The organism is Runella sp. R0.1_18 (assembly GCF_057652155.1).
The window spans coordinates 65881-85961 of record NZ_JBYFCK010000021.1; the positions used below are offsets into that span (position 1 = coordinate 65881).

A 20081-nucleotide genomic window follows, 5' to 3' on the forward strand; every position below is an offset into this window, starting at 1 on the left:
GAGGCTTAATATGTCGAATATGTTCGCGATTAAAGCGATTCAAGGGTGGCTTTGATGGCACCAAAATCAGGTAAATTACCTGCACTTTCGAGGACTTCGGCGTATTGGATGGTGCCCTCTTTGTCGATGACAAAAGCAGCGCGTTTTGCGACGCCATTCATGCCAAACACAAAATTTTCGCAGAAAACACCGTAGTCTTGAATCATTTTTTTGTTGAAGTCTGACAACAAGTCGAAGGTGTAATTTTGCTCAGCACGGAATTTGCCCAAGCTAAAAATAGAGTCAATAGACACACCTAAAACTTCGGCATTGAGGCGTGTATAGTACTCAATGTTGTCGCGCATGGTGCAGAGTTGGGTAGTACAAACCCCCGTGAAAGCCAATGGGAAAAAATGAATAATGAGGTTTTTACCTTTAAAATCTTCGAGAGAAACCTCTTTTTTCTCCGTATTGAAAAGTTTGAAATCGGGTGCTTTGTCGCCTTTTTGTAATGACATGGTGATATATTTTTTGATTTGTTTCGGCAAAAATAGAAATACCCTTTGAAAACTTGACAAATGCGTAAATGTTCGTAATTATGCCAAAAAATTAGCTTTATACTAAACACCAACCATTTACAAAAAATGCAGACCATTTGGGGAATAGACCTTGGCGGAACAAAAATTGAAGGCGTTGTATTGTCATCACCTTCTCCTGATTCAGTTTTGATTCGTAAACGTATTGATACAGAAGCACATAAGGGATATGAGCACATCGCTAATCAGATTGTGAGACTTGTCAGAGAACTGGAAGCTGAGACGGGTTTTAAGGCGGAAAAAATAGGCGTAGGTACGCCAGGGACTGTTGAGCCTTCGACGGGGTTAATGAAAAATTGTAATACAACATGTTTGAATGACATGCCTTTGCGCAGTGATTTGATGCGTATGTTGGGCATACCTGTAGAGATAGCCAATGATGCCAATTGTTTTGCGCTTGCTGAGGCGGTCATGGGGATTGTTCCTGATGTCGTTCCAACTTTTAACTGTGTTTTTGGCGTCATCATGGGAACAGGCGTTGGTGGTGGTGTGGTTTTGAAAGGAAAAGACGGCCAAGCGTTTGTGCTCAACGGTGTCCAAGGAATCGGTGGTGAGTGGGGGCATAACGAACTAGAACCCAACGGAGACGATTGTTATTGCGGCAAAAAAGGGTGCGTAGAACAAGTGCTTTCGGGGCCTGCGTTGCAGCGTTTTTATGCTAAAATTAGTGGTGAACAAATCACCATGAAAGAAATTATGAAACGCTACGAAGCAGGAAATGACCCTTACGCTGCCCAGACCATCGACCGAATGTTGGAGTACTTTGGCAAGGCGGTGTCGGTATTGATGAATATTTTAGATCCTGATGCGATTGTACTTGGTGGTGGCGTTGGAAACATTGATTTGTTATATACCGAAGGGGTTGAACGGGCTAAAAAATATATTTTCAACAGCGGAAGAGTCGAAACCAAAATACTTCGACCCAAGTTAGGAGATAGTGCAGGGGTATTTGGCGCGGCCATGCTCGTTAGCTAATTGCAACAACACTCTCAAAAATAGCGTAGTAGAAAAGTAAAGAAAACAAGATGAATTATTGGTTGGTCAAATCAGAGCCCTTTGTATATAGTTGGAATGATTTTGTAACGGCAGGAAAAAGTGTGTGGGATGGCGTGCGTAACTACCAAGCCCGCAACAACCTCCAAGCCATGAAAGAAGGGGATTGGGTTCTGTTTTATCATAGCAATGAAGGCATGGAAGTGGTAGGTATTGCTCAGGTATTGAAAGAAGCATATCCTGACCCAACCACCGACGATCCGCGCTGGGTGGTAGTGGAGCTAGTGCCTGTGCAGCCCTTGGTACAACCCGTGACATTGAAGCAAATTAAAGCAGATAATAGATTGGATCAAATAGCGTTAATTAGGCAATCTCGATTGTCGGTAATGCCTATCCGACCCGAAGAGTTTGATGTCATACTAAGTTTAAGCCAAAATGAAAGCACATAAAAAGACGTCCATTGTGGACAGCCCAACATGGGTTTTTAGTATAGTTCTGATTGCGCTATTGGGAGCACTTCTGACGGGAGTTCAAGCCCAAACCATAAAACGCGTGGAGTTGCCAACGGTGGGAACGAGCGAGTCGTATCACACGATTTCGTTGGGCGCGCGTGGGGTGATTTTAGTGTCACAGATTGCGAAAAATGCCTTTAATCTCCAGAAACTAAACTCAAATTTAGAACGTGATTGGAGTATAAACGGAACGATTGAGGAGAACCTTGATTTTGTGAAGTCATCATTTGATGGCCAGTCGGTGTATTTGCTGTTTACCCGTAGCCGTACCGATTTTTACCAAGTAGTGAAAGTTGGTTTGGCGGGGTATATGGAGACATTTTATCTATCTTCGGTTGATAAATTTCAAATCACCGATTTTCAAACCCTTGGTTATTCGGTCTTCATGGCAGGTACGGTTCGTGATGAACCCATGCTTTTATACACCAATTTAGCTTCTAAGCAGAGCAAAGTTTTGGCAGGCGTTACCCAAGCAAACACCGTCATTCAATCGGTGGATGTGGACACGATGCGCCACGTTGTTAATGTGTGCTATGCCGCTCGAAAAGGAAAAGAAATCAAGCTAATTTCACGTACGTTTGATGAATATGGCCAGTCGATTGGGCAGGTCACAATTAGTCCAGAGCCTGACTATTCGTTACTAAACGGGCGTTTGTTTATCCTTAATGATTCAACCCAGTTGATGATTGGAACTTACGGGTTCAGAAACATGCAAGGAAATAACAACAGTGCCTCACAGGGGTTATTTTTGAGCAAAATTGTCTATGATGAGGTAGAGTTTACGCAATATCACAGTTTTACGGACTTCAAAAATTTCTTCAATTTTATGTCGGAGCGGGAGCAAGAGCGAATGCAGCGTAAGATTGAACGAAAACGCGAAAATGGGGATGATGTGAAGCTGAATTACCGCCTCCTGGTGCATGACATTATTGAACAGAATGGCAACTACTTGATTTCGGGAGAAATTTTTTACCCCGAATACAAAAATAATAACATCGGCCCATACGGTACAAGTTCGTGGTGGGGCACGCCGATGTTGTCTTCTTGGGGCTATGGCGGAATGGGCATGTATCCGACGATGGGGCTTCTCAATCCCTTTTATTGGGATCCTTGGTACGGAGCTCGTCGGATGAATAATGGTCAGATATTCAACGGATTTGTCTATACCCATGCCATCGTGGCAGGTTTTACGGCCAAAGGCGAATTGATTTGGGATAACTCATTGCCTTTTGAGAACGTTCGTAGCATGGAACTCAAAGAAAAAATGCGGGTAAAACCCAACGATGACAAAACGGTCTCGATGTTTTACAGCAACCGTGGTGCCATAAAAGCTAAAGTATTTGATCGCGATAAAGTATTGGAAGATTTACGCCCGATTCCTATCATGACGGCTGATTTGGGTGAAAAAGTACGTCAAACATCGACCGATGAGGTGGTGTATTGGTACGATAATTATTATTTGGCTTTTGGTTATCAGCGAATTACAGGTGACGACGGACGTCGAAATGTGTTCTATTTGAACAAGATTTCGTTTTAATTTTTTGGATAAATGACAAAGTAACTCTGCAACGGAATGAAAAATTTCGGTTTGCAGAGTTACTTTTGTGTTTGAATCATTCTAAAAAGCCCATTCGTACAATGGGCAGACGACTATTATATGCAACTTCTGACTCCTCTTCACTGGAAAGAATACGAACTGATTGACAGCGGGAATTTTGAAAAATTAGAACGCTTTGGGACGTATGTGTTGGCACGGCCAGAGCCACAGGCTATTTGGGATAAATCCCTTTCTGATAATGAATGGAAACAAATGGCGCAGGCAACTTTCCTGCGTGATAAAGGCTCGCCAGAGAAAGGAGTGTGGAAGCTTGCGCCCAATATGCCCGAAAAATGGTGGACGCAGTACCGTCATGGTGGATTAAATTTGCGTTTGAAATGTTCGCTTACGTCTTTTAAACACGTTGGTATTTTTCCAGAGCAGGCAGCCAATTGGGACTATTTAGATACCAAACTTCGCGCCATGAAGGTGGAGCGCCCGACGGTGCTCAATTTGTTTGCTTATACGGGGGCAGCTTCGGTGGCGGCCCGCCAAGCAGGTGCCGACGTAACGCACGTTGATTCGGTGAAGCCTGTGGTGACTTGGGCGCGCGAAAACATGGAAGGCAGCGAAACGGATAATATTCGCTGGATGGTGGAAGATGCCTTTAAGTTTGTGCAACGGGAAGTACGCCGTGGCAAAAAATACAATGGCCTCATTTTGGACCCACCCGCCTACGGCCGTGGTCCTTCGGGAGAAAAATGGGTGTTGGAAGAGCAATTGAACGATTTGTTAAAATCTTGTGCAGAATTACTTGATAATCAAGATTTTGTTTTTATTTTGAATTTGTACTCACTCGGTTTTTCGGCGTTGATGGCCGAAAACTTGGTGCTTGATAGTTTCGGAGACGTTCCTAATGCTGAGAGTGGTGAACTCTTTTTGCCTGACCGCGCCAAACGCAAGCTTCCTTTGGGTATTTTTTACCGTTTTGCGAGTGTGTAATATCAGAACCTTCCCGAAAGTTCAAAACTTTCGGGAAGGTAGATAACTTTCGGGAGGGTGATTTACCCAATTTTAATCTCCATCGAACGGCCATTTTTACGACTTTCTTCGGCCATAAAACCCATCAAATGACTTTCGATAGACGCCTCAATGGTAGAGGTTAGCAAGGAAGGATTATTTTGTGAAACGGCTTGTACAAAGTTTTGCATTAAGCCATAGTCACCTCCTCCGTGTCCCGAGTTATTAAACTCTTTTTGGGCGCTTGCTTTCCAAATCGTTACTTCTTTGGTGCGAAAATCAGTGACCCTTATGAGGTCGTTGTCGCCCTCTATTTCTCCCATGCTAAACATGACGCGGGTTTTGCGCGCTTCCCAGCCTGTAAACGCTTCGAGCCCGAAAGTGGCTAAGACGCCTTTGTCGAACTGATAAATGCTGGTGTAGTGGTCGGGTTGGTCGTTGTTCATTTTATAGACGCAGCGACCGTAGTTGGAGGTTTTTAAACGTTCCAAAATCGCAGGCCCTTGTAAGGCAGGGTCTTCGGGTACGTCCAAAACGTGGATGCGTTTTTTCTGTTCGTAATATACTTTTATGGCCGAAAAAGGGCATTCGCGTTCTACTTTACACCCTTCAACGCATCGTTCAGTACTTCCTGCGGGGGCATTTTCGGCTTTAAACCACTTCAAATTGCCATAAGCAGAAACCGTTTTGGCGGGTTTGTTGGCAATCCAGCGCATGATGTCGAGGTCGTGGCATGATTTGGCCAAAATAATAGGGTTCGTTTTTTTCGATTCATGCCAATTCCCGCGCACATACGAGTGCGCCATGTGGACGTGTTCGATACCTTCGAGGTGGTTGATGCTAATCATTTCACCCAAATCTCCCGAGGCACACAGTTCCTTTAGTTTTCGGAAATACGCGGTATAGCGCAAAACGTGACAAACAGCAATGATGCTTTTGGACTTTTTGGCGGCGGTCAAAATCTCCAAACACTCTTGCATGGAGGGCGAAATTGGCTTCTCAAGCAACACATGATAGCCCATTTTTAGTGCTTCAATGGCAGGGCCGTAATGCAGCGTATCGGGCGTAGAAATGATGACAGCATCGGCAAACTTAGGTACTTTAAATACATCCTCCCAAGTGTTGAATCGGTGTTTATCCTCAATTCCGTGCGTTTTTGAAAAACGTTCATTCCGAAACTGATTAGGCTCAGCCACGCCTACCATTTTGAGGTCGGAGGGGGTTGCTACGGCGTAGCGCCCATATACATTGCCTCGGTTGCCTGCCCCCAACACGATGGCCGTGACAGGCTGAGCGATAGGGACATAGAGTGGATTGGGCGAAAACGTAATTTCTTTGACAGTACTTGCCTCAGCAGAAGTTCCGATGGCCGAAACACCAGCCGAGAGGCCAAGGGCTTTTAAGACAGTGCGGCGATTAAAGGTTGGCATAACAAATTCAAGTAGATAGTCTATGGCCTAAAGTACCACATTCTTTAGCAATTACATAGCTTGCATGATAAAATTTTAGATTCCATCAGTAACAATAAAAATAAGCTACTTTTTAACTACAAAACCGATCTAAAAATCAACAGCTAAAACCTCTATCATGTCTTTCTTCAACATCGATTCGGTCAAGGAACGTACTTTTGATGCCATTGTGGTGGGCTCAGGAATCAGTGGAGGCTGGTCTGCCAAAGAGCTTTGCGACCACGGTCTCAAAACGTTGGTCTTGGAGCGTGGGCGTGACGTCAAACACGTAACCGATTACCCGACGACCCTCAAAAACCCGTGGGAGTTTCCGCATTTAGGAACGATGCCCAAAGAAGTGACCGACGCCAATCCCATTGCGAGCCGTTGCTACGCGTTTGGGGAAGATTCGGCGCATTTTTTTGTGAAGGATAATGAGCATCCATACATCCAAGACAAACCTTTTGACTGGATTCGGGGATACCAAGTAGGTGGAAAATCGTTGATGTGGGCACGGGGAACGCAGCGATGGTCGAAGTACGATTTTGAAGGCCCTGCCCGTGATGCATTTGCGGTGGAATGGCCGATTTCCTACGCCGAATTGGCGCCTTGGTACAGCCATGTGGAGATTTTTGCGGGGATTTCGGGAAATAAAGATGGGTTAGCACAATTGCCCGACGGGGAGTTTTTGCCTCCATTTGAGCAAGCCTGTGTGGAAAAACATTTTGGTCAACAAATGGCCAAACATTACAAAGGAGCGCGTCCCGTCATCGTAAGCCGATGCGCGCATTTGACCAAACCACAACCGATTCATTATAAGCAAGGACGAGCACAGTGTCAGCAGCGCGATTTGTGCGTGCGGGGTTGTCCGTACGGAGGGTATTTTAGCAGTAATTCTTCGACCTTGCCGTGGGCTGCGCGGACGGGGAAAATGACCCTTCGGCCGCATTCGGTTGTACATTCGGTGATTTATGACGAAAAACTGGGTAAGGCGACGGGCGTGCGGGTGATTGATGCCAACACCAAAGAGATGATTGAGTATTACGCAAAAATCATTTTCTTAAACGCCTCGACGCTGAATACCAATTTGATACTGTTGAACTCTACGTCCAATCGTTTTCCGAATGGTTTGAGCAACGATAATGGCTTGTTGGGTAGATACATTTCTTTCCACAACTTCCGAACGACCATTTTTGGCGAATACGAAGGGCTTTTAGATACCACTCAGGAGGGCACACGCCCAGGAAGTAGTTATATTCCTCGATTTAGGAACGTGTTTCAGCAAGAAAAAACGGATTTTCTACGTGGCTATGCAGCAGGTTTTTCGGGCGAACGCGTGATGGATTATGACACATCGGGCATGGGCGAAGCACTTAAAACTAACTTGGCCAATCCCAAATACGGTAACTGGCGCGTAGGCTCTTGGATGATGGGTGAGACGATTCCAAAAGAAAGTAATTTTGTGACGTTGGACAAAAACCAGAAAGATGCGTGGGGGATTCCGTTGTTGAGAACGTCTGTTGCCTATGACCAAAACGACGATAATATGGTCAAAGATTTTCACGAACAGATGACCGAAATGTTGACCTTGGCGGGCTTTAAAAATATAAAAACCAACGATGTGCCTAGCAAAGCTCCAGGGTTGGATATTCACGAAATGGGCGGGGTACGAATGGGGAAAGACCCCAAAACCTCGCAGTTGAACAAGTGGAATCAGTTGCACTACTGTAAAAATGTCTTTGTGACCGATGGTGCTTGTATGACTTCCAATTCTACCCAGAACCCGTCACTTACGTTTATGGCGATTACGGCACGGGCCACCAACTACGCAGTGAAGCAGTTGAAGGCAAAGAGTTTGTGATATTATTTTGTCGAGCCAGAACGGGTCATGGTTTTGTTATTTATCTTTGTGATTATTGGTTAAAAACAAAACTATGGTTCAGATGGAAAAATCGTTTAGTGATTGTACGTTGCTCTACCTTGAAAAAAACTTTGGGTTGGAGCAAGTAGATACCTTGGCGGGACTCACCAGCTGGCTACAACTTTCGGAAGATATGGCCTTATCAGATTTTGAAAAAGAAGAACTATCGCTTTTTCAAAGTTTGCTGAGAGACAATATTTTGCACTGGAATGAGCAAGAATTATCGTTGCATTTTATAGGCCCCATGTTTTCGTCGGTACGTTTTACCAATCGTCAACATTATTTTAATCTTTTTGCAGAGCGACCCATCGAAACTATCGTCGAAGACCTGAATCATCAATCTATTCGTCTATATGGTAAGCCCGATGGTCTGATTGCCACAGGCTACCGAGAACCTGAGTCGCCTTTTTTTTGCTTTACGGAATATAAAAAACACCGAGAGCCCAATGGTGAGCCCGAAGGGCAATGTTTGTCGGCGATGCTGGTTGGGCAAACAATGAACCAAAAACCTGGGCAGGTAATGTATGGTTGCTTTGTGATGGGGAGAGATTGGTATTTCATGGTGTTAGAAGGTCAATTCTATTGCATATCAAGGGGGTATGATGCCACTACCGAACACTTGTACGTAATTTTTAAAATGCTTAAAGCTTTGAAAGAGACCATTAAAGTGCTTACCTCTTAATTTTTTTCGATTATGACATCATAAAAAAGCCGTTTGCAATCGCAAGCGGCTTTTTGTTTTCAACCCTTTAAGATTCCCAAAAACTTGTACTAAGTGATGATGCAAAAATAGACTTTCCAAGTTTCGGGCTTATGCTATTGATAATCAGAGAATTTATAAGCTTGGAAAGTCTCGACTAATTCTGCTTAATTACTTAAGTACTATGTAATGTTGATGAAGTGAATTGTGAGTACAAAGGTAGGGCGAGATAATGGGATAAAGGAGAGAAATGTTGGCAACTTGGTATAGAGACTTTTTTGAGGGCTTTGGCCTTGAATTAAAAGTATGAAACAGGGTTAAAACACTTTTAAAAGAAACATTTGTCTTTCGGAAGTATGTCAAATTTTAATATAGATTCTATCAAAGAACGCACCTTCGACGCCATTGTGGTAGGGACAGGAATTAGCGGTGGCTGGGCGGCCAAAGAGCTTACCCAAAAAGGACTTCGTACGCTGGTATTGGAGCGCGGACGGGATGTGAAGCACGTTGTTGATTATCCCACGGCCATGAAAAACCCTTGGGAGTTTCCGCATTTGGGGGATGTGCCTTTAGAACTGAAACAAAGAAGCCCTGCGTCAAGTGGGCATTATATTTTCAAAGAACCGACATTGCATTTTGTGGTGAAAGACTTTGAACATCCTTTTGTCCAAGAAAAACCCTTCTCGTGGATGCGTGGGTATCAAGTGGGTGGGCGCTCGCTTTTGTGGGCGCGCCAAGCGCAACGTTGGTCAGATTTTGACTTTGAAGGCCCTGCGCGCGACGGTTTTGCGGTTGATTGGCCCATTCGTTACAAAGACATTGCCCCTTGGTACAGCTACGTCGAAAAATTTGCGGGAATTTCTGGAAACAAAGACGGCCTACCGAACCTTCCCGATGGCGAGTTTTTACCACCGCACGAGTTAAACTGCGTTGAGAAGCATTTTAGCCAACAAGTAGCCAAAAATTACAACGATCGCCAAATTATCATTGGCCGTACGGCGAACCTATCCCAAGCCAAGCAAATCCACCACGACCAAGGCCGTACGCAATGCCAACATCGGGTGCTCTGTGAGCGCGGTTGCCCGTACGGGGGGTATTTTAGCAGTAATTCTTCGACGCTACCTTGGGCGATGAAAACGGGAAAAATGACCCTCAAACCTCATTCGGTGGTGCATTCATTGATTTATGATGACAAATTGGGCAAGGCAACGGGTGTACGGGTGGTAGATGCCAATACCAAACAAATGACAGAATACTACGCCAAGGTGATTTTCCTAAATGCCTCGGCGCTTAATTCCAACTTGATTTTGCTAAACTCAAAATCAAATCGTTTTCCGAATGGTTTTGGCAATGATAGTGGGGTGTTGGGCAAATACATTGGGTTTCATAATTACCGTGGTCGGGTATCGGCCGAATTTGATGGTTATCACGATTCCACCTACGAAGGAAAACGCCCGAACGGTGCTTATTTGCCGCGTTTTAGAAATGTGACCAAGCAAGAAACGGATTTCTTGAGAGGATATGCGGCCTCGATCAGTGCTTCAAAATTGGGTAATCCGACTGAAAATAGTTGGGGAGAAGACCTGAAAAATACGCTTGCAACGCCTTCAACCTCAGGTTGGAGCATCGGGGCGAATATGATGGGGGAGGTGTTGACCAAAGAAAGTAACCACGTACGCTTACATCCTGATTTAAAGGACGATTGGGGTATTCCACAAATGGTCATGTCGGTCGATTTTGACGATAATGACATGAAAATGGTGAAAGATTTCTACGAACAGTTTTCAGAAATGTTCACCAAAGCAGGTTTTATCAACGTCAAAACAGCGGATACGAAACGAGTTCCTGGCAATGAAAACCACGAAATGGGCGGCATTCGGATGGGGAATGACCCTAAGACGTCGATGCTAAACCGCTGGAACCAGATGCACGCCTGCAAAAATGTGTTTGTTACCGACGGCGGGTGTATGACTTCAACCTCAACCCAAAACCCATCACTGACCTACATGGCACTCACCGCCCGCGCGGTTGACTATGCCGTGAAGGAGTTTAAAAAGGGGAATCTGTAACCGACAACAAAACAGACCAAAAGGAATCTTATTGGCGAGGGTATTCGTTTATACCAAAAACGAATTAATTGTATGTATCGAATTACCTGCATCTTGGCGATGATAAGCTTTTGGGGGATGACAAGCTGTCAAAAGCAAACGTCTAATTCAAGTACCAAAACGAATGAGATGACCATGAAAAATCCGTATTATTCACGAACTGATACGTTACCATTGAAGGTATCAGACGAAGAATGGAAAAAAGTACTTCCTGATAGTGTGTATCAAGTTGGCCGTAAAAAAGCGACTGAAATGGCCTTTACGGGAAAATATTGGAATTTTTCGGGGGTTGGAACTTACTCTTGTGCGGTTTGTGGAAATGCCTTGTTTCGATCGGGGGCTAAGTTTGCAAGTACTTGTGGGTGGCCTAGTTTTTTTGAAACCATGCGACCCACAAGCGTGATTTATGCCCCCGATAAGTCATACGGAATGGAGCGGGTAGAGGTACTTTGTGGACGTTGCCATTCGCACCTCGGCCACATCTTTGACGACGGCCCCGCCCCTACGTACAAAAGATTTTGTATGAACTCCATCGTACTAGATTTTGTCCCCGACGATAGTACTCAGGTGGATATACCTTAAAGCTTACTCAAACAATTTTGTCACTCTTCTTTATGAAGAATACTGTTTTCGTGGTGGCGTATCGTATCCATTGTATTTTGGGAAAGTTAATTGTTGAGCATACCCGAGTCAATCCACTTTTTGACCAAACCAATCTGGCAATCTGAGAGTTTTAAACTACTACTAGGCATGGGCTGATAGCCCGATGCGTGCGTGATTGCCCCGTATAGCTTGCCGTTTTTGGCCAAAGCTTGTACGTTAGCGTAGCCTGTTAAATTGATGTTTCCCGATTGTGTGGTGCTATTGTGGCAACCCGTGCAATAATAGTCAAAGATAGGCACTAAGTGCTTTGAATAACTCGCTACTTGTGTAGAATTTGTGGAACCGCTGGTTTCGCACGTGATATTTTTGGCACCTTGGTCAATCCATGACGCTATCAGTTGAATTTTATCGCTGCTCATGGGTGCATTGGGTGGGGGTGGCATTCGATCTCGGCTGGTATCAATGATGACCTGATACAATTTACTTTTTTTTGCGTTTCCTGCGGTAATACCTTTACGGACTATTTTTTCGTAGGAAGTAAGGTCGTAGCCTTCCTCGGCGGTTTTGGAGTCGTGGCAGCCACTGGTCGCACAGTTGGCTAGAAAAAGCGGCAAAATTGCCGTGTTAAAACAAACCTGATTCTGGGCATTGGTGGTTGTAGGAGCGCCGCAAGGCAATGAATCAAGTGCTGCGGTACTCCCACCTCCCCCGTTAGTATCGGTTCCGCCGCTGGTACTTGTGTCAGCTGGAAGTGGCCCACCTTTTTCGTACAAACAACCTCCCAGTAAACTCATTAAAACAGCGAAAAAAAAGGTGTTGAGGAATAGTTTCATGTGCTTACTTTTTTTGTTCGTAGGGGACAAACGAAAAGTTGGTTTTGACCGCGATGACTTCGGCAATTTTCTCAAAAACGAGTTTGGGAACTTCAATTTTGTGGTCGGTGAGAGGAACGGTGAAGTCGCATACCAAATTTGCGCCTGTTTTGGTAATGGTTAACTTACCCGTGAGCGTTCGTTCTTTGGCGACTCCGTGCATGTTCAACACTCCTTTTGCCGTGATTGCTTGCGCTCCTTCTTTATTAAAATCAACCTTCTCCTGAATTTTTCCCGTAAAAGTAGCCGTCGGATATTTGTCTGATTCTAAGTAGTTTTCGTTGAAGTGCTCTTGCATCAACTTGTTTGGAAATTCAAATTGGACTACTTGCATTTTTACGGCTATGTCGTTGGATTTGGTATTCAAAATAGCCGTAACGTTTTTGTTCAAACCCGAAATATTTTCAAGAGGTGTTTCTGAAAAAAAACTGATTTGGGCATTTCTAGCAATCAGGACGTCTTGGGCTAAGACATTGCTCATTACCAAGGAGAAGAAAAAAATCAGTGGAAATTTCATAGTGGTAGTTATTTGTGCGTTTTTTTTGCGTCTCTGTCAAAACTAAATACGCGTGAAATGTTGAATCCGTAGAAAATATCGCCTTTGCCCCAGCTCCCTGTAGTGGCGCCAATGAATTGGTTTTCAATCATCCCGCGTGAGTTAGATAAATGCAGCTGGAAAACGTGCCCGCCCGTTTCGATGTCAAAACCAAGCGATAAGCAATCTTTATACTGTGGGTCACGAACGTAGGCTGTACCGATTTTTTTGACAGTATAAAAATATTCGGCGTTGAAAGAGGTACGTTTGCTAAGTTTGAAACGCCCCCCAATGCCCGTTCCAAAAACATCATTTTCATCGGTTTGACTTTCGGTTTTGTTGCGGTGTAAAAACGTGGGACTCAGTTGTATCGAAACTCGGTCGTTGAACTTTCGAGCGATGAGCAACTGACCCACGTACATTTGGCGTTCGAGGTTATTGAAAAACTTCATGTCGGGTGATGTGGGCATGGTATTAGTATATGCCCCCGCAAAAACGGCAATGCTCACAGGTTCAAACCAGCGATTGGATTGCCGTAGCATCTTGTATTTAGCAAAATAATCATACGTTTTTTGGTACGAACTCCGCCCTGCTCCAATCATCAGGCGGTCAGTAACGCCATATTCTAAACCAATTCGAATGCGTGATTCGTCGAGCCCCCACAAATTTGAAAACCCTGAGTTTAAAGCCCCAAATCGGTGAGAAATCCGAAAGTCGAGGTGTTTTTTGGCGATGGTTTCAACGGATTGACCATTGATGACCCGCGTCGATTTGAACGTTGCGGTGGCATACAGCGGACCTGTCGATTCGTTATCAAGCATTTTGAGGAGGTCATCTTGGGCCATGGCGCTGCCATAGCTCAAGATGAATAACATTAGAATGATTTTCTTCATGACTGATTGTCGATTAGGCAGCTTTAACTGTGAGGGTCGAATTCAAAAGTGTAGTTTGGTAAATCTTCAACCCTTTTTTCCCTTCCGTATTTAATCCTTTGCCCGTTTGGTCGAAGCGAGCGCCGTGGGCAGTACAATACCATTCGTTGTTCCTAAACGTAATTTGGGTTTTACCCTCGTGACTACACGTAAGGGTAGCGGCAATGTAAGTGGTTGCGTTTACGCGGGCAATCACCACCCCGTTTTTAATGACATAACCACCGTTCGTTTTCAGTTGGGCGTTGGACGCATCGGCTAAATCGACGGTAATATCACCAGTGAGGGGAGCCACGTTTGATTCATTTTGGCAGCTGTCGAGGGTGTAAAGGGCAAAAAGAGCCGCGCCTGAGAATCCAAGTTTTTTCAAAAACTCGTTTCTTCTAATTTTTTCTTGCTGATTCATAAAATGTATTTGGAAGTTTGTGTAAAATAGGGAGTGGTAAACTTTGCCCAAGAATCGCTGCCTTGGGCAAAGTCGAATTCAAGAAACCCTACTAAGCAAATGTGTCTGACATCAAGTTGTCAAACCATTTGAGCATATCTTCGTGAAAATCTTTTGATGCACCGTTTGATTCCACAACGCCTTTGCCAGTGGGAAGCATAGTCGCAGTGGCAGGGTCGTAACGGAACACTACCGACAGCCAAGAGGCGGTTGTTTTGGTGATGGGGGTAAAACAAGATGAATTAGTGATAGGTGCTTGATTTACAGTCTCTCCACGGAACAATTTGATCATGGCATCCACACAAACTTTCGCTTCAGCATTGGCAATGTGGCCTGCTTTGGGCTGCGTAGTTGAGGAAGCATCACCGATAATATGAACATTTGGTACGGCCGTTGATTCGTACGAAAGCACATTTACTCCCGCCCATCTTCCGCCACCTGCATTGGCCAGTCCAATGCCCGATTGGGTAATCAAGTTACCCGCTTTGTGGGTTGGAATAGCGTTGATGACTTTACCCTTAAACGAACCCACGGCCGTATTTACCGTACCTGTGTTGGCATCAATGTTGTTGATAGTAGCACCTGGCACGTATGTGATGATGCCTTTATGGGTGTTGTTAAAGGCATTCGTAAAGTTGGTGGGTTGCGCCTGAATCCCTGAGTTCGCATCCAAAATAACCACTTTTCCGCCGCCTTTCACGCGTTTTAGGTAATCGGCTACTACGCAAGCACGCTCGTAGGGGCCAGGCGGACAGCGGTACGGTTTGGGCGGGATGGTCAAGATAAAGGTGTCATTCTTGGTCATCGACTGAATTTGCGCTTTTAGGGCCGTTGTTTGGGCACCTGCTTTCCACGCGTGCAAAATCTTGGCTTGATTGTCGGCTGTTCCTGAAAGTGGAAGTGGATCAAAATCAATGCCTGGTGCTAAAACCATACGGTCGTAGGCCAGCGTTTTTCCGTTGCCAAGGCGAACATTTTTCCCGATGGGGTCGATGTTGGTCACGGCACTGGTTTCGAGTTTTACGCCGTATTTGCTAACAAGTGTATTGTAATTAAATGTAATTTGGTTCAACGTACGGTCGCCCGTTAACACCATGTTACTGAATATGTTAGAGTAATATACGGCATTGGGTTCTACGAGTGTGACTTCTACGCCCGTTCCACCCCACAAACGTAGGAACTTGGCGGCAGTAGTACCTGCCATACCTCCTCCCACCACAACTACGCGGCCACTTACGCCCGTATTGGTGGGTATTTGAATGGGCGCATTGGAAAGGATATTGCCATCGGCGAAGGCTTCCTGTATAGCAGCTAACCCTAAGGCAGAAGCCCCAAGATGATTGATAAAATCGCGTCTTTTCATAATCTGTCAGTAGTCTCTAGGTTAAAAAATTGGTTAAAAAGGTTTCCTGAAACCGTCAGGAAAGCACATGAAGATTCGACTTACACCTACGCAGCAGGGAAGTTTAGAAGAAAAGAGGAAGGTGGAATTATTGCTTTGAAAAAAAATCGGCGATTAGTTTGATTTCATCAGTGGTGTACGCTTGGGCGTGTACATTCATAATGTCCGCACCTACGTTTTTGCTTTTCATCTCATTCATTTCACCAATGAGTTCATTCACTTTCATGCCTGCTAAGTGTTCCATACCGTAGCCGTTGGTGCCGTGGCATTGAAAACAGTTGGAAGCCATGAGCCTGCCTGGGTGCTCAGTAACGGCCGCCGCACGGGCACTTTGCTGACTAAGTCCCGTAGTCGGGGTTTCGGTGAGAAATTGTTCTTTACAAGATGAAAGAATAACCGCGCTGACCAGTACGCCTACGGCAATTTTAGGTTTAAAAGAGGATAGATTCATAAAAAATTAATTTAATGGTTAAACAAGTGTAAAGGAGGAAGGTCACTTATCATAGCATACGCTGCTAGGTATATGAAACGCTTCTTCGGTATCCCATTATTTTTTTTATTTTTTTGAAGAAGCATTCTACGTATCTTTCTCGTATAGGTTAATGTAAGAACCTCAACGCAGCAACAAGGGTGATTTTCAAAAGAAAAAGTAGCGCTACTACGTGGCAAGAAATACTGGAAGGGTGTCTTAGGCGAGATACAAAAGCGCAGCGTCAGTTGTATGAACGCTACGCCAATTTTGCCAAGAATACCTGCCTTAGGTATGCTCAAAATGAGGTGGAAGCGGAAGAGATGGCCAGTGACGGGTTTTTAAAAGTATTTGATAAAATAGAAAAGTACGACCCTACTCAGCCGTTTGAAGGGTGGCTGAAGCGGATTATGATTAATACCGCTATTGACCATTATCGACGGAACTCGCACAAAATCAGTTGGTTTGATTTGGACGAAGCATCGCAAGTGCCTTATTCGGATAGTTATTACAAGGATGAACACCTGGTAAATATTACTGCTGACGAAATAATGACGTTCGTCCAACGGCTCCCAGCATCGTACCGCGCAGTTTTTTCACTGTCGATCGTCGAAGGATACAACCATAACGAAATCGCAGAAATGCTCGGAATTAGCGAAAGTGCATCACGCTCCAACCTGTCGAAAGCCAAGGCAAAACTGCAAAGTTGGATTAGTGCGTATGTTGTTCAACAAGATGAAATCACACACAAACATGAATAATGATTTTTTTGAACGGAGAATCAAAGAACAATTGGAGTCCGTCAACCGCCCGATGAGCCCCGAGGGCTGGGAAACGGTCAAAAAGAGATTGCCCGTTCCTTGGTATTTGTCGTTTTTAAGAGAGTGGGGGTTGCTGACCATGGGCGGACTTATTTTTACGGGTTTGCTCGGGAATCTTTATTATCAGTTTAAAAATCAGCAGCTTATAAAACGACTCTATGAAGAAAATTCTATCTTAAAACAAGATGTAGCAACACTGCGCCGAACGACTTCCTCATCGGCACAACTCGTCACCGCTCACCAAGTGGATACGGTGTATATCATCAAAAAAATGGTGGTAGAGCACCGCTATGTGTCTAACACTGACGAAAACGGTTATCAATTGGCCAGTACGAATGCCAGTTCAGAAAGGACTAAAAATCAGCGGTTAAAAAAAGAAAATTTAAAGAAAAGCCCAGCGCAATTATCGCTCGAAGCTCGTGGCGCAAAAGCTACGGATGCACTGGCGGCAACGACTACGGAGAAACCGCTCGAAGCGCAGCCGACGGAAGCTGTACCAACCGAGCCAACACCGAATGAAACCACTGCGAAGGAAGATTCTTTGACTACAGAACCAAAACCAGTGGCGCAGTTGCCTACCTCAAAAGACACCACGGCCAAAGCTGCACCTCCCTTGGCAAAGAAAACGTTCAAATTCCCAACACCACGCGTACGGGTAGGTGTAGAATCGGAGTTTGGGCTTAGAAAAATAGGCGTCGGGCCGAGTGTAGAGCTGTTTTTATCGCCCAATTTTAGCATTTCAGCAGGCTTACACGCCCATTCATTTTTGAGCCAAGAGTACCAGACTGTCAAAGAGTATAATGCAGCAACAGGGCTAGATTTTGTCAAACAATTTGCCGATGTCATTCCGCCTAATGATCATTTGGAAGAAATTGAAATGCACGTTTCAACGGTTGAAATGCCGATTGGTTTCAAATATTATTTGCCATTGCGGCGCGATTTCTCCTTGGTTTTTGCCACGTCCACCAATGTGGATTTGCGGGCTTTTAATCAAGTAAAGTTTGAAGCGTACAAAGACGGAGCAGAGCAATACCTTTCCGTCGAAACCAAACACGTATCCAAATCATTTTACGAATATACGTTTGGGCTGGGTATTCAGAAGAAATGGAAACAAGGTATTGCGCAGGTACAGCCTTTTGCCAACTTTTCGTTTCGTCAGCCCGAATATGCCGTTGGGGGGAACAATGTATTTGGAATAAAAGCGTCGGTTTGGGTAGAGTTTGGGAAAAAGTAAGTTGCTTCTTTGGCTAAAAACAACGGCTTAGGCGCTCATTTTGAAGGTTCAATGGAAAAAAATTGAGCGAATTGTTTTCGTATCGCAACTTTGGCGTCATAAAAAACGGACTGCACAAAGCAAACGACTGGCGGATGAAAACGAGCGAAATTTCTTGGAGTTGGGTAATTTTTAGTGGTGCCTTTTCACTGGTAGGACTGGTGTGTTTGGGGTTTACCTACTATTTCTGGAACAAAAACAGAAAACTAAAATCAAGCGGGGTAGAAACAACCGCTTTGGTGATTGCTCATTATAAAAAACCGCAAATTCCCCCTTCAACGGCGAAGGCCGTTGTGATTCAATACACCGATAATCATAATCAAACAAGGGTATATTACTCAACACTTTACACAACTCCCGTTCAATTTCAAGTGGGTGAAACCATCCGAATTTGGTACCAAAAAGGCAACCCCAACGAGGTATTGATGGAAGGCAAAGACGAATGGCTACTTCCTACCGTGTTGGGGGCCTTTGGGGTAATATTTTCGTTGATTGGGCTACCTAGCCTACTCAAGGAATTATTTTTCTAACTATTCTTCCGACTTGTTTTTCAAGCTCATCAAAAGCGTATAAGCGCCTTTTATTACAAAATTTTGCTGACTGGGTGCTGGAGATAAAATCTCAGTAAAGCCATTTTCGGTATTGCCTACTTTGACTTCATTCATCAAATATTCTTTATTTGATTTCTGGACAAAAGCGTACTGTTTTCCTTGGTATCTGACGATGGCATCTTCGGGAAGCACATACGCTTGATTGTTTTTAACCTCCACTTCAGCGTTCATGTACGTGCCTGGAATGAGGGCTTTGTCGTACTGTCGAAAATGGCATTGTACTTCCGTCGCACGGTCAGAGGTGAGGTCTTTCCCAATCATAATTACTTCTGAAAGGTGTTTTCGCTCGGGCTGATTGTTGGTGTAAGCCCAAATTTTCTGCCCGATGTAGAGTTTATCCACGTCTTTTTCAAACACTTTCAGTACCAAGTGAATATCCGAAGGGTTCACCAATTCAAACATTACTTCGGTAGGCGAGACGTACTTACCGATGTTGGTATTAATTTTAGACACATAGCCGTTGATGGGTGAAATGACCTTAACCGTACGCGTAATGTTATTTTCGCTCAAATGGTCGGGATTGATGCCAACCAACCGAAGTTTTTGGGCCAAGGCACTAATCAATACTTTTTGGCTCCGAAACTCGGCCTCCGAAAGCTGATACACTTTGTCGCTGCTGGCTTTGCTTTGGTTGAGGTCTTTTTGGCGTAAATACTCGTTTTCGAGGAAGTTGATTTTTGATTTTGCCGTCAAATAATCTTGCTGCAATTGGATATATTGTTGATCTTCCATTACCGCCAACACCTGCCCTTTGCGAACGTTCATTCCCACCAGTAAATCGGTTTCTTCTAAATAACCACCCGTAGGCACGCTAATAGAAACCACGTTTTGGGGAGGAACTTCAACGCGTCCGTTTACTTTCAACACCGATGAAATAGGCCGTTGGGTCAATGTTCCCGTTACAATCTCGGCGTTTTTGAGCTGGGCATCGCTGAGTTGAATCAAGTTTTCATCCGCTGGGGCAGCGGTCGTGTTGGTCTCGGAGGTTTTCTTACTGCAAGCTATTAGAACAAAAACGGCTGATACGAAAAGGAGTCCACTCAAAATTGAGGGAGCGAAAGCGATTTTATTAAATTTTATTGTACGTTTCATTGGAGTTATTGTTAAGCAGGTTGAACGCATTAAAATATAGAGTCATATTCATTGCTCCAGAGGAGCTACATCTTAGTAGAAAAATGAATCAGATTCCCCCCAAATCCCCATCGGGCGGCCCACCGGCGGGGAAATGGTCCACCCAACGGCGGCCGCCCCCAAGGGGGGGTGGGATTGCCGCTGGGCTTTTTTGTTGTAAGAGTTATCCGCGCGGG

At 44.6% G+C, this 20081-nt stretch carries 20 protein-coding genes; 11 read left to right on the forward strand and 9 right to left on the reverse strand.

All coding sequences use genetic code 11. From position 1 onward, the window contains the following. Positions 1–29: 29 nt before the first annotated feature. The gene (locus tag AC23P2_RS25920; RefSeq protein ID WP_487775881.1) at positions 30–497 is read right to left on the reverse strand and encodes a redoxin domain-containing protein; all 468 of its coding nucleotides are present in this window, start codon (positions 495–497) and stop codon (positions 30–32) included. A 126-nt stretch (positions 498–623) separates the two neighbouring features. Here AC23P2_RS25920 and AC23P2_RS25925 point away from each other — a divergent pair, with 126 nt between their 5' ends. The 4 genes from AC23P2_RS25925 to AC23P2_RS25940 all read left to right on the forward strand — a co-directional run bounded on the left by AC23P2_RS25925 (position 624) and on the right by AC23P2_RS25940 (position 4619). Next, complete coding sequence (locus tag AC23P2_RS25925; protein WP_487775882.1) at positions 624–1550, forward strand: ROK family protein; 927 nt, start codon at positions 624–626, stop codon at positions 1548–1550. A gap of 50 nt (positions 1551–1600) precedes the next feature. Next, a complete protein-coding gene (locus AC23P2_RS25930) occupies positions 1601–2017 on the forward strand; it encodes an EVE domain-containing protein (RefSeq protein ID WP_122929935.1) in 417 nt (138 codons plus the stop codon). Next, a complete protein-coding gene (locus AC23P2_RS25935; RefSeq protein WP_487775883.1) occupies positions 2004–3617 on the forward strand; it encodes a hypothetical protein in 1614 nt (537 codons plus the stop codon). The genes AC23P2_RS25930 and AC23P2_RS25935 overlap by 14 nt, the downstream gene beginning before the upstream one ends. Positions 3618–3737: 120 nt before the next feature. Continuing rightward, on the forward strand, positions 3738–4619 hold the full coding sequence (locus tag AC23P2_RS25940; RefSeq protein ID WP_487775884.1) for a class I SAM-dependent methyltransferase: 882 nt from the start codon (positions 3738–3740) through the stop codon (positions 4617–4619). 62 nt (positions 4620–4681) lie between these two features. Here the strand turns inward: AC23P2_RS25940 and AC23P2_RS25945 are convergent, their stop codons facing one another. Further along, positions 4682–6067 carry a Gfo/Idh/MocA family oxidoreductase gene (locus tag AC23P2_RS25945; protein WP_487775885.1) on the reverse strand — a complete coding sequence of 462 codons (1386 nt, stop codon included), beginning with the start codon at positions 6065–6067 and terminating at the stop codon, positions 4682–4684. Between the two features lie 157 nt (positions 6068–6224). Here AC23P2_RS25945 and AC23P2_RS25950 point away from each other — a divergent pair, with 157 nt between their 5' ends. The 4 genes from AC23P2_RS25950 (at position 6225) to msrB (ending at position 11396) form a co-directional block, all read left to right on the forward strand. Beyond that, complete coding sequence (locus AC23P2_RS25950) at positions 6225–7946, forward strand: GMC oxidoreductase (protein WP_487775886.1); 1722 nt, start codon at positions 6225–6227, stop codon at positions 7944–7946. Between the two features lie 82 nt (positions 7947–8028). Then, the gene (locus AC23P2_RS25955; RefSeq protein WP_487775887.1) at positions 8029–8688 is read left to right on the forward strand and encodes a hypothetical protein; all 660 of its coding nucleotides are present in this window, start codon (positions 8029–8031) and stop codon (positions 8686–8688) included. Between the two features lie 374 nt (positions 8689–9062). Next, positions 9063–10775 (forward strand): GMC oxidoreductase, encoded by a 1713-nt coding sequence (locus AC23P2_RS25960; RefSeq protein WP_487775888.1) that lies wholly within the window; start codon positions 9063–9065, stop codon positions 10773–10775. Positions 10776–10847: 72 nt separating this feature from the next. Next, complete coding sequence (gene msrB, locus AC23P2_RS25965) at positions 10848–11396, forward strand: peptide-methionine (R)-S-oxide reductase MsrB (protein ID WP_487775889.1); 549 nt, start codon at positions 10848–10850, stop codon at positions 11394–11396. Positions 11397–11482: 86 nt separating this feature from the next. Here the strand turns inward: msrB and AC23P2_RS25970 are convergent, their stop codons facing one another. From AC23P2_RS25970 to AC23P2_RS25995, 6 genes are all read right to left on the reverse strand, one after another. Further along, positions 11483–12250 carry a c-type cytochrome domain-containing protein gene (locus AC23P2_RS25970; RefSeq protein WP_487775890.1) on the reverse strand — a complete coding sequence of 256 codons (768 nt, stop codon included), beginning with the start codon at positions 12248–12250 and terminating at the stop codon, positions 11483–11485. Positions 12251–12254: 4 nt separating this feature from the next. Further along, positions 12255–12806, reverse strand: a complete 552-nt coding sequence (locus AC23P2_RS25975; protein ID WP_487775891.1) for a YceI family protein — start codon at positions 12804–12806, stop codon at positions 12255–12257. Positions 12807–12814: 8 nt separating this feature from the next. Continuing rightward, the gene (locus AC23P2_RS25980; RefSeq protein WP_487775892.1) at positions 12815–13717 is read right to left on the reverse strand and encodes a DUF5777 family beta-barrel protein; all 903 of its coding nucleotides are present in this window, start codon (positions 13715–13717) and stop codon (positions 12815–12817) included. A 13-nt stretch (positions 13718–13730) separates the two neighbouring features. Then, positions 13731–14159 (reverse strand): QcrA and Rieske domain-containing protein, encoded by a 429-nt coding sequence (locus AC23P2_RS25985; protein WP_487775893.1) that lies wholly within the window; start codon positions 14157–14159, stop codon positions 13731–13733. Positions 14160–14250: 91 nt separating this feature from the next. Next, complete coding sequence (locus AC23P2_RS25990) at positions 14251–15561, reverse strand: FAD-dependent oxidoreductase (protein ID WP_487775894.1); 1311 nt, start codon at positions 15559–15561, stop codon at positions 14251–14253. Between the two features lie 127 nt (positions 15562–15688). Beyond that, complete coding sequence (locus AC23P2_RS25995) at positions 15689–16051, reverse strand: c-type cytochrome (protein ID WP_487775895.1); 363 nt, start codon at positions 16049–16051, stop codon at positions 15689–15691. Between the two features lie 179 nt (positions 16052–16230). Between AC23P2_RS25995 and AC23P2_RS26000 the strand changes: the two genes are divergently transcribed. The 3 genes from AC23P2_RS26000 to AC23P2_RS26010 all read left to right on the forward strand — a co-directional run bounded on the left by AC23P2_RS26000 (position 16231) and on the right by AC23P2_RS26010 (position 18693). Beyond that, a complete protein-coding gene (locus AC23P2_RS26000; protein ID WP_487775896.1) occupies positions 16231–16830 on the forward strand; it encodes an RNA polymerase sigma factor in 600 nt (199 codons plus the stop codon). Further along, positions 16805–18124: a hypothetical protein gene (locus AC23P2_RS26005; RefSeq protein WP_487775897.1), complete on the forward strand. Its 1320-nt coding sequence runs from the start codon at positions 16805–16807 to the stop codon at positions 18122–18124. The genes AC23P2_RS26000 and AC23P2_RS26005 overlap by 26 nt, the downstream gene beginning before the upstream one ends. Positions 18125–18186: 62 nt before the next feature. Next, positions 18187–18693, forward strand: a complete 507-nt coding sequence (locus tag AC23P2_RS26010) for a DUF3592 domain-containing protein (RefSeq protein ID WP_487775898.1) — start codon at positions 18187–18189, stop codon at positions 18691–18693. On the opposite strand, the gene AC23P2_RS26015 is transcribed toward AC23P2_RS26010, so the two are convergent. Then, positions 18694–19866 (reverse strand): efflux RND transporter periplasmic adaptor subunit, encoded by a 1173-nt coding sequence (locus tag AC23P2_RS26015; RefSeq protein ID WP_487775899.1) that lies wholly within the window; start codon positions 19864–19866, stop codon positions 18694–18696. Between the last annotated feature and the right edge of the window lie 215 nt (positions 19867–20081).

What these genes read in the sequence shown, in the direction of transcription:
- AC23P2_RS25920 (WP_487775881.1), bottom strand. Translation starts at nt 497, where the DNA reads ATGTCATTACAAAAAGGCGACAAAGCACCCGATTTCAAACTTTTCAAT.
- AC23P2_RS25925 (WP_487775882.1), top strand. Translation starts at nt 624, where the DNA reads ATGCAGACCATTTGGGGAATAGACCTTGGCGGAACAAAAATTGAAGGC.
- AC23P2_RS25930 (WP_122929935.1), top strand. Translation starts at nt 1,601, where the DNA reads ATGAATTATTGGTTGGTCAAATCAGAGCCCTTTGTATATAGTTGGAAT.
- AC23P2_RS25935 (WP_487775883.1), top strand. Translation starts at nt 2,004, where the DNA reads ATGAAAGCACATAAAAAGACGTCCATTGTGGACAGCCCAACATGGGTT.
- AC23P2_RS25940 (WP_487775884.1), top strand. Translation starts at nt 3,738, where the DNA reads ATGCAACTTCTGACTCCTCTTCACTGGAAAGAATACGAACTGATTGAC.
- AC23P2_RS25945 (WP_487775885.1), bottom strand. Translation starts at nt 6,067, where the DNA reads ATGCCAACCTTTAATCGCCGCACTGTCTTAAAAGCCCTTGGCCTCTCG.
- AC23P2_RS25950 (WP_487775886.1), top strand. Translation starts at nt 6,225, where the DNA reads ATGTCTTTCTTCAACATCGATTCGGTCAAGGAACGTACTTTTGATGCC.
- AC23P2_RS25955 (WP_487775887.1), top strand. Translation starts at nt 8,029, where the DNA reads ATGGAAAAATCGTTTAGTGATTGTACGTTGCTCTACCTTGAAAAAAAC.
- AC23P2_RS25960 (WP_487775888.1), top strand. Translation starts at nt 9,063, where the DNA reads ATGTCAAATTTTAATATAGATTCTATCAAAGAACGCACCTTCGACGCC.
- msrB (WP_487775889.1), top strand. Translation starts at nt 10,848, where the DNA reads ATGTATCGAATTACCTGCATCTTGGCGATGATAAGCTTTTGGGGGATG.
- AC23P2_RS25970 (WP_487775890.1), bottom strand. Translation starts at nt 12,250, where the DNA reads ATGAAACTATTCCTCAACACCTTTTTTTTCGCTGTTTTAATGAGTTTA.
- AC23P2_RS25975 (WP_487775891.1), bottom strand. Translation starts at nt 12,806, where the DNA reads ATGAAATTTCCACTGATTTTTTTCTTCTCCTTGGTAATGAGCAATGTC.
- AC23P2_RS25980 (WP_487775892.1), bottom strand. Translation starts at nt 13,717, where the DNA reads ATGAAGAAAATCATTCTAATGTTATTCATCTTGAGCTATGGCAGCGCC.
- AC23P2_RS25985 (WP_487775893.1), bottom strand. Translation starts at nt 14,159, where the DNA reads ATGAATCAGCAAGAAAAAATTAGAAGAAACGAGTTTTTGAAAAAACTT.
- AC23P2_RS25990 (WP_487775894.1), bottom strand. Translation starts at nt 15,561, where the DNA reads ATGAAAAGACGCGATTTTATCAATCATCTTGGGGCTTCTGCCTTAGGG.
- AC23P2_RS25995 (WP_487775895.1), bottom strand. Translation starts at nt 16,051, where the DNA reads ATGAATCTATCCTCTTTTAAACCTAAAATTGCCGTAGGCGTACTGGTC.
- AC23P2_RS26005 (WP_487775897.1), top strand. Translation starts at nt 16,805, where the DNA reads ATGAAATCACACACAAACATGAATAATGATTTTTTTGAACGGAGAATC.
- AC23P2_RS26015 (WP_487775899.1), bottom strand. Translation starts at nt 19,866, where the DNA reads ATGAAACGTACAATAAAATTTAATAAAATCGCTTTCGCTCCCTCAATT.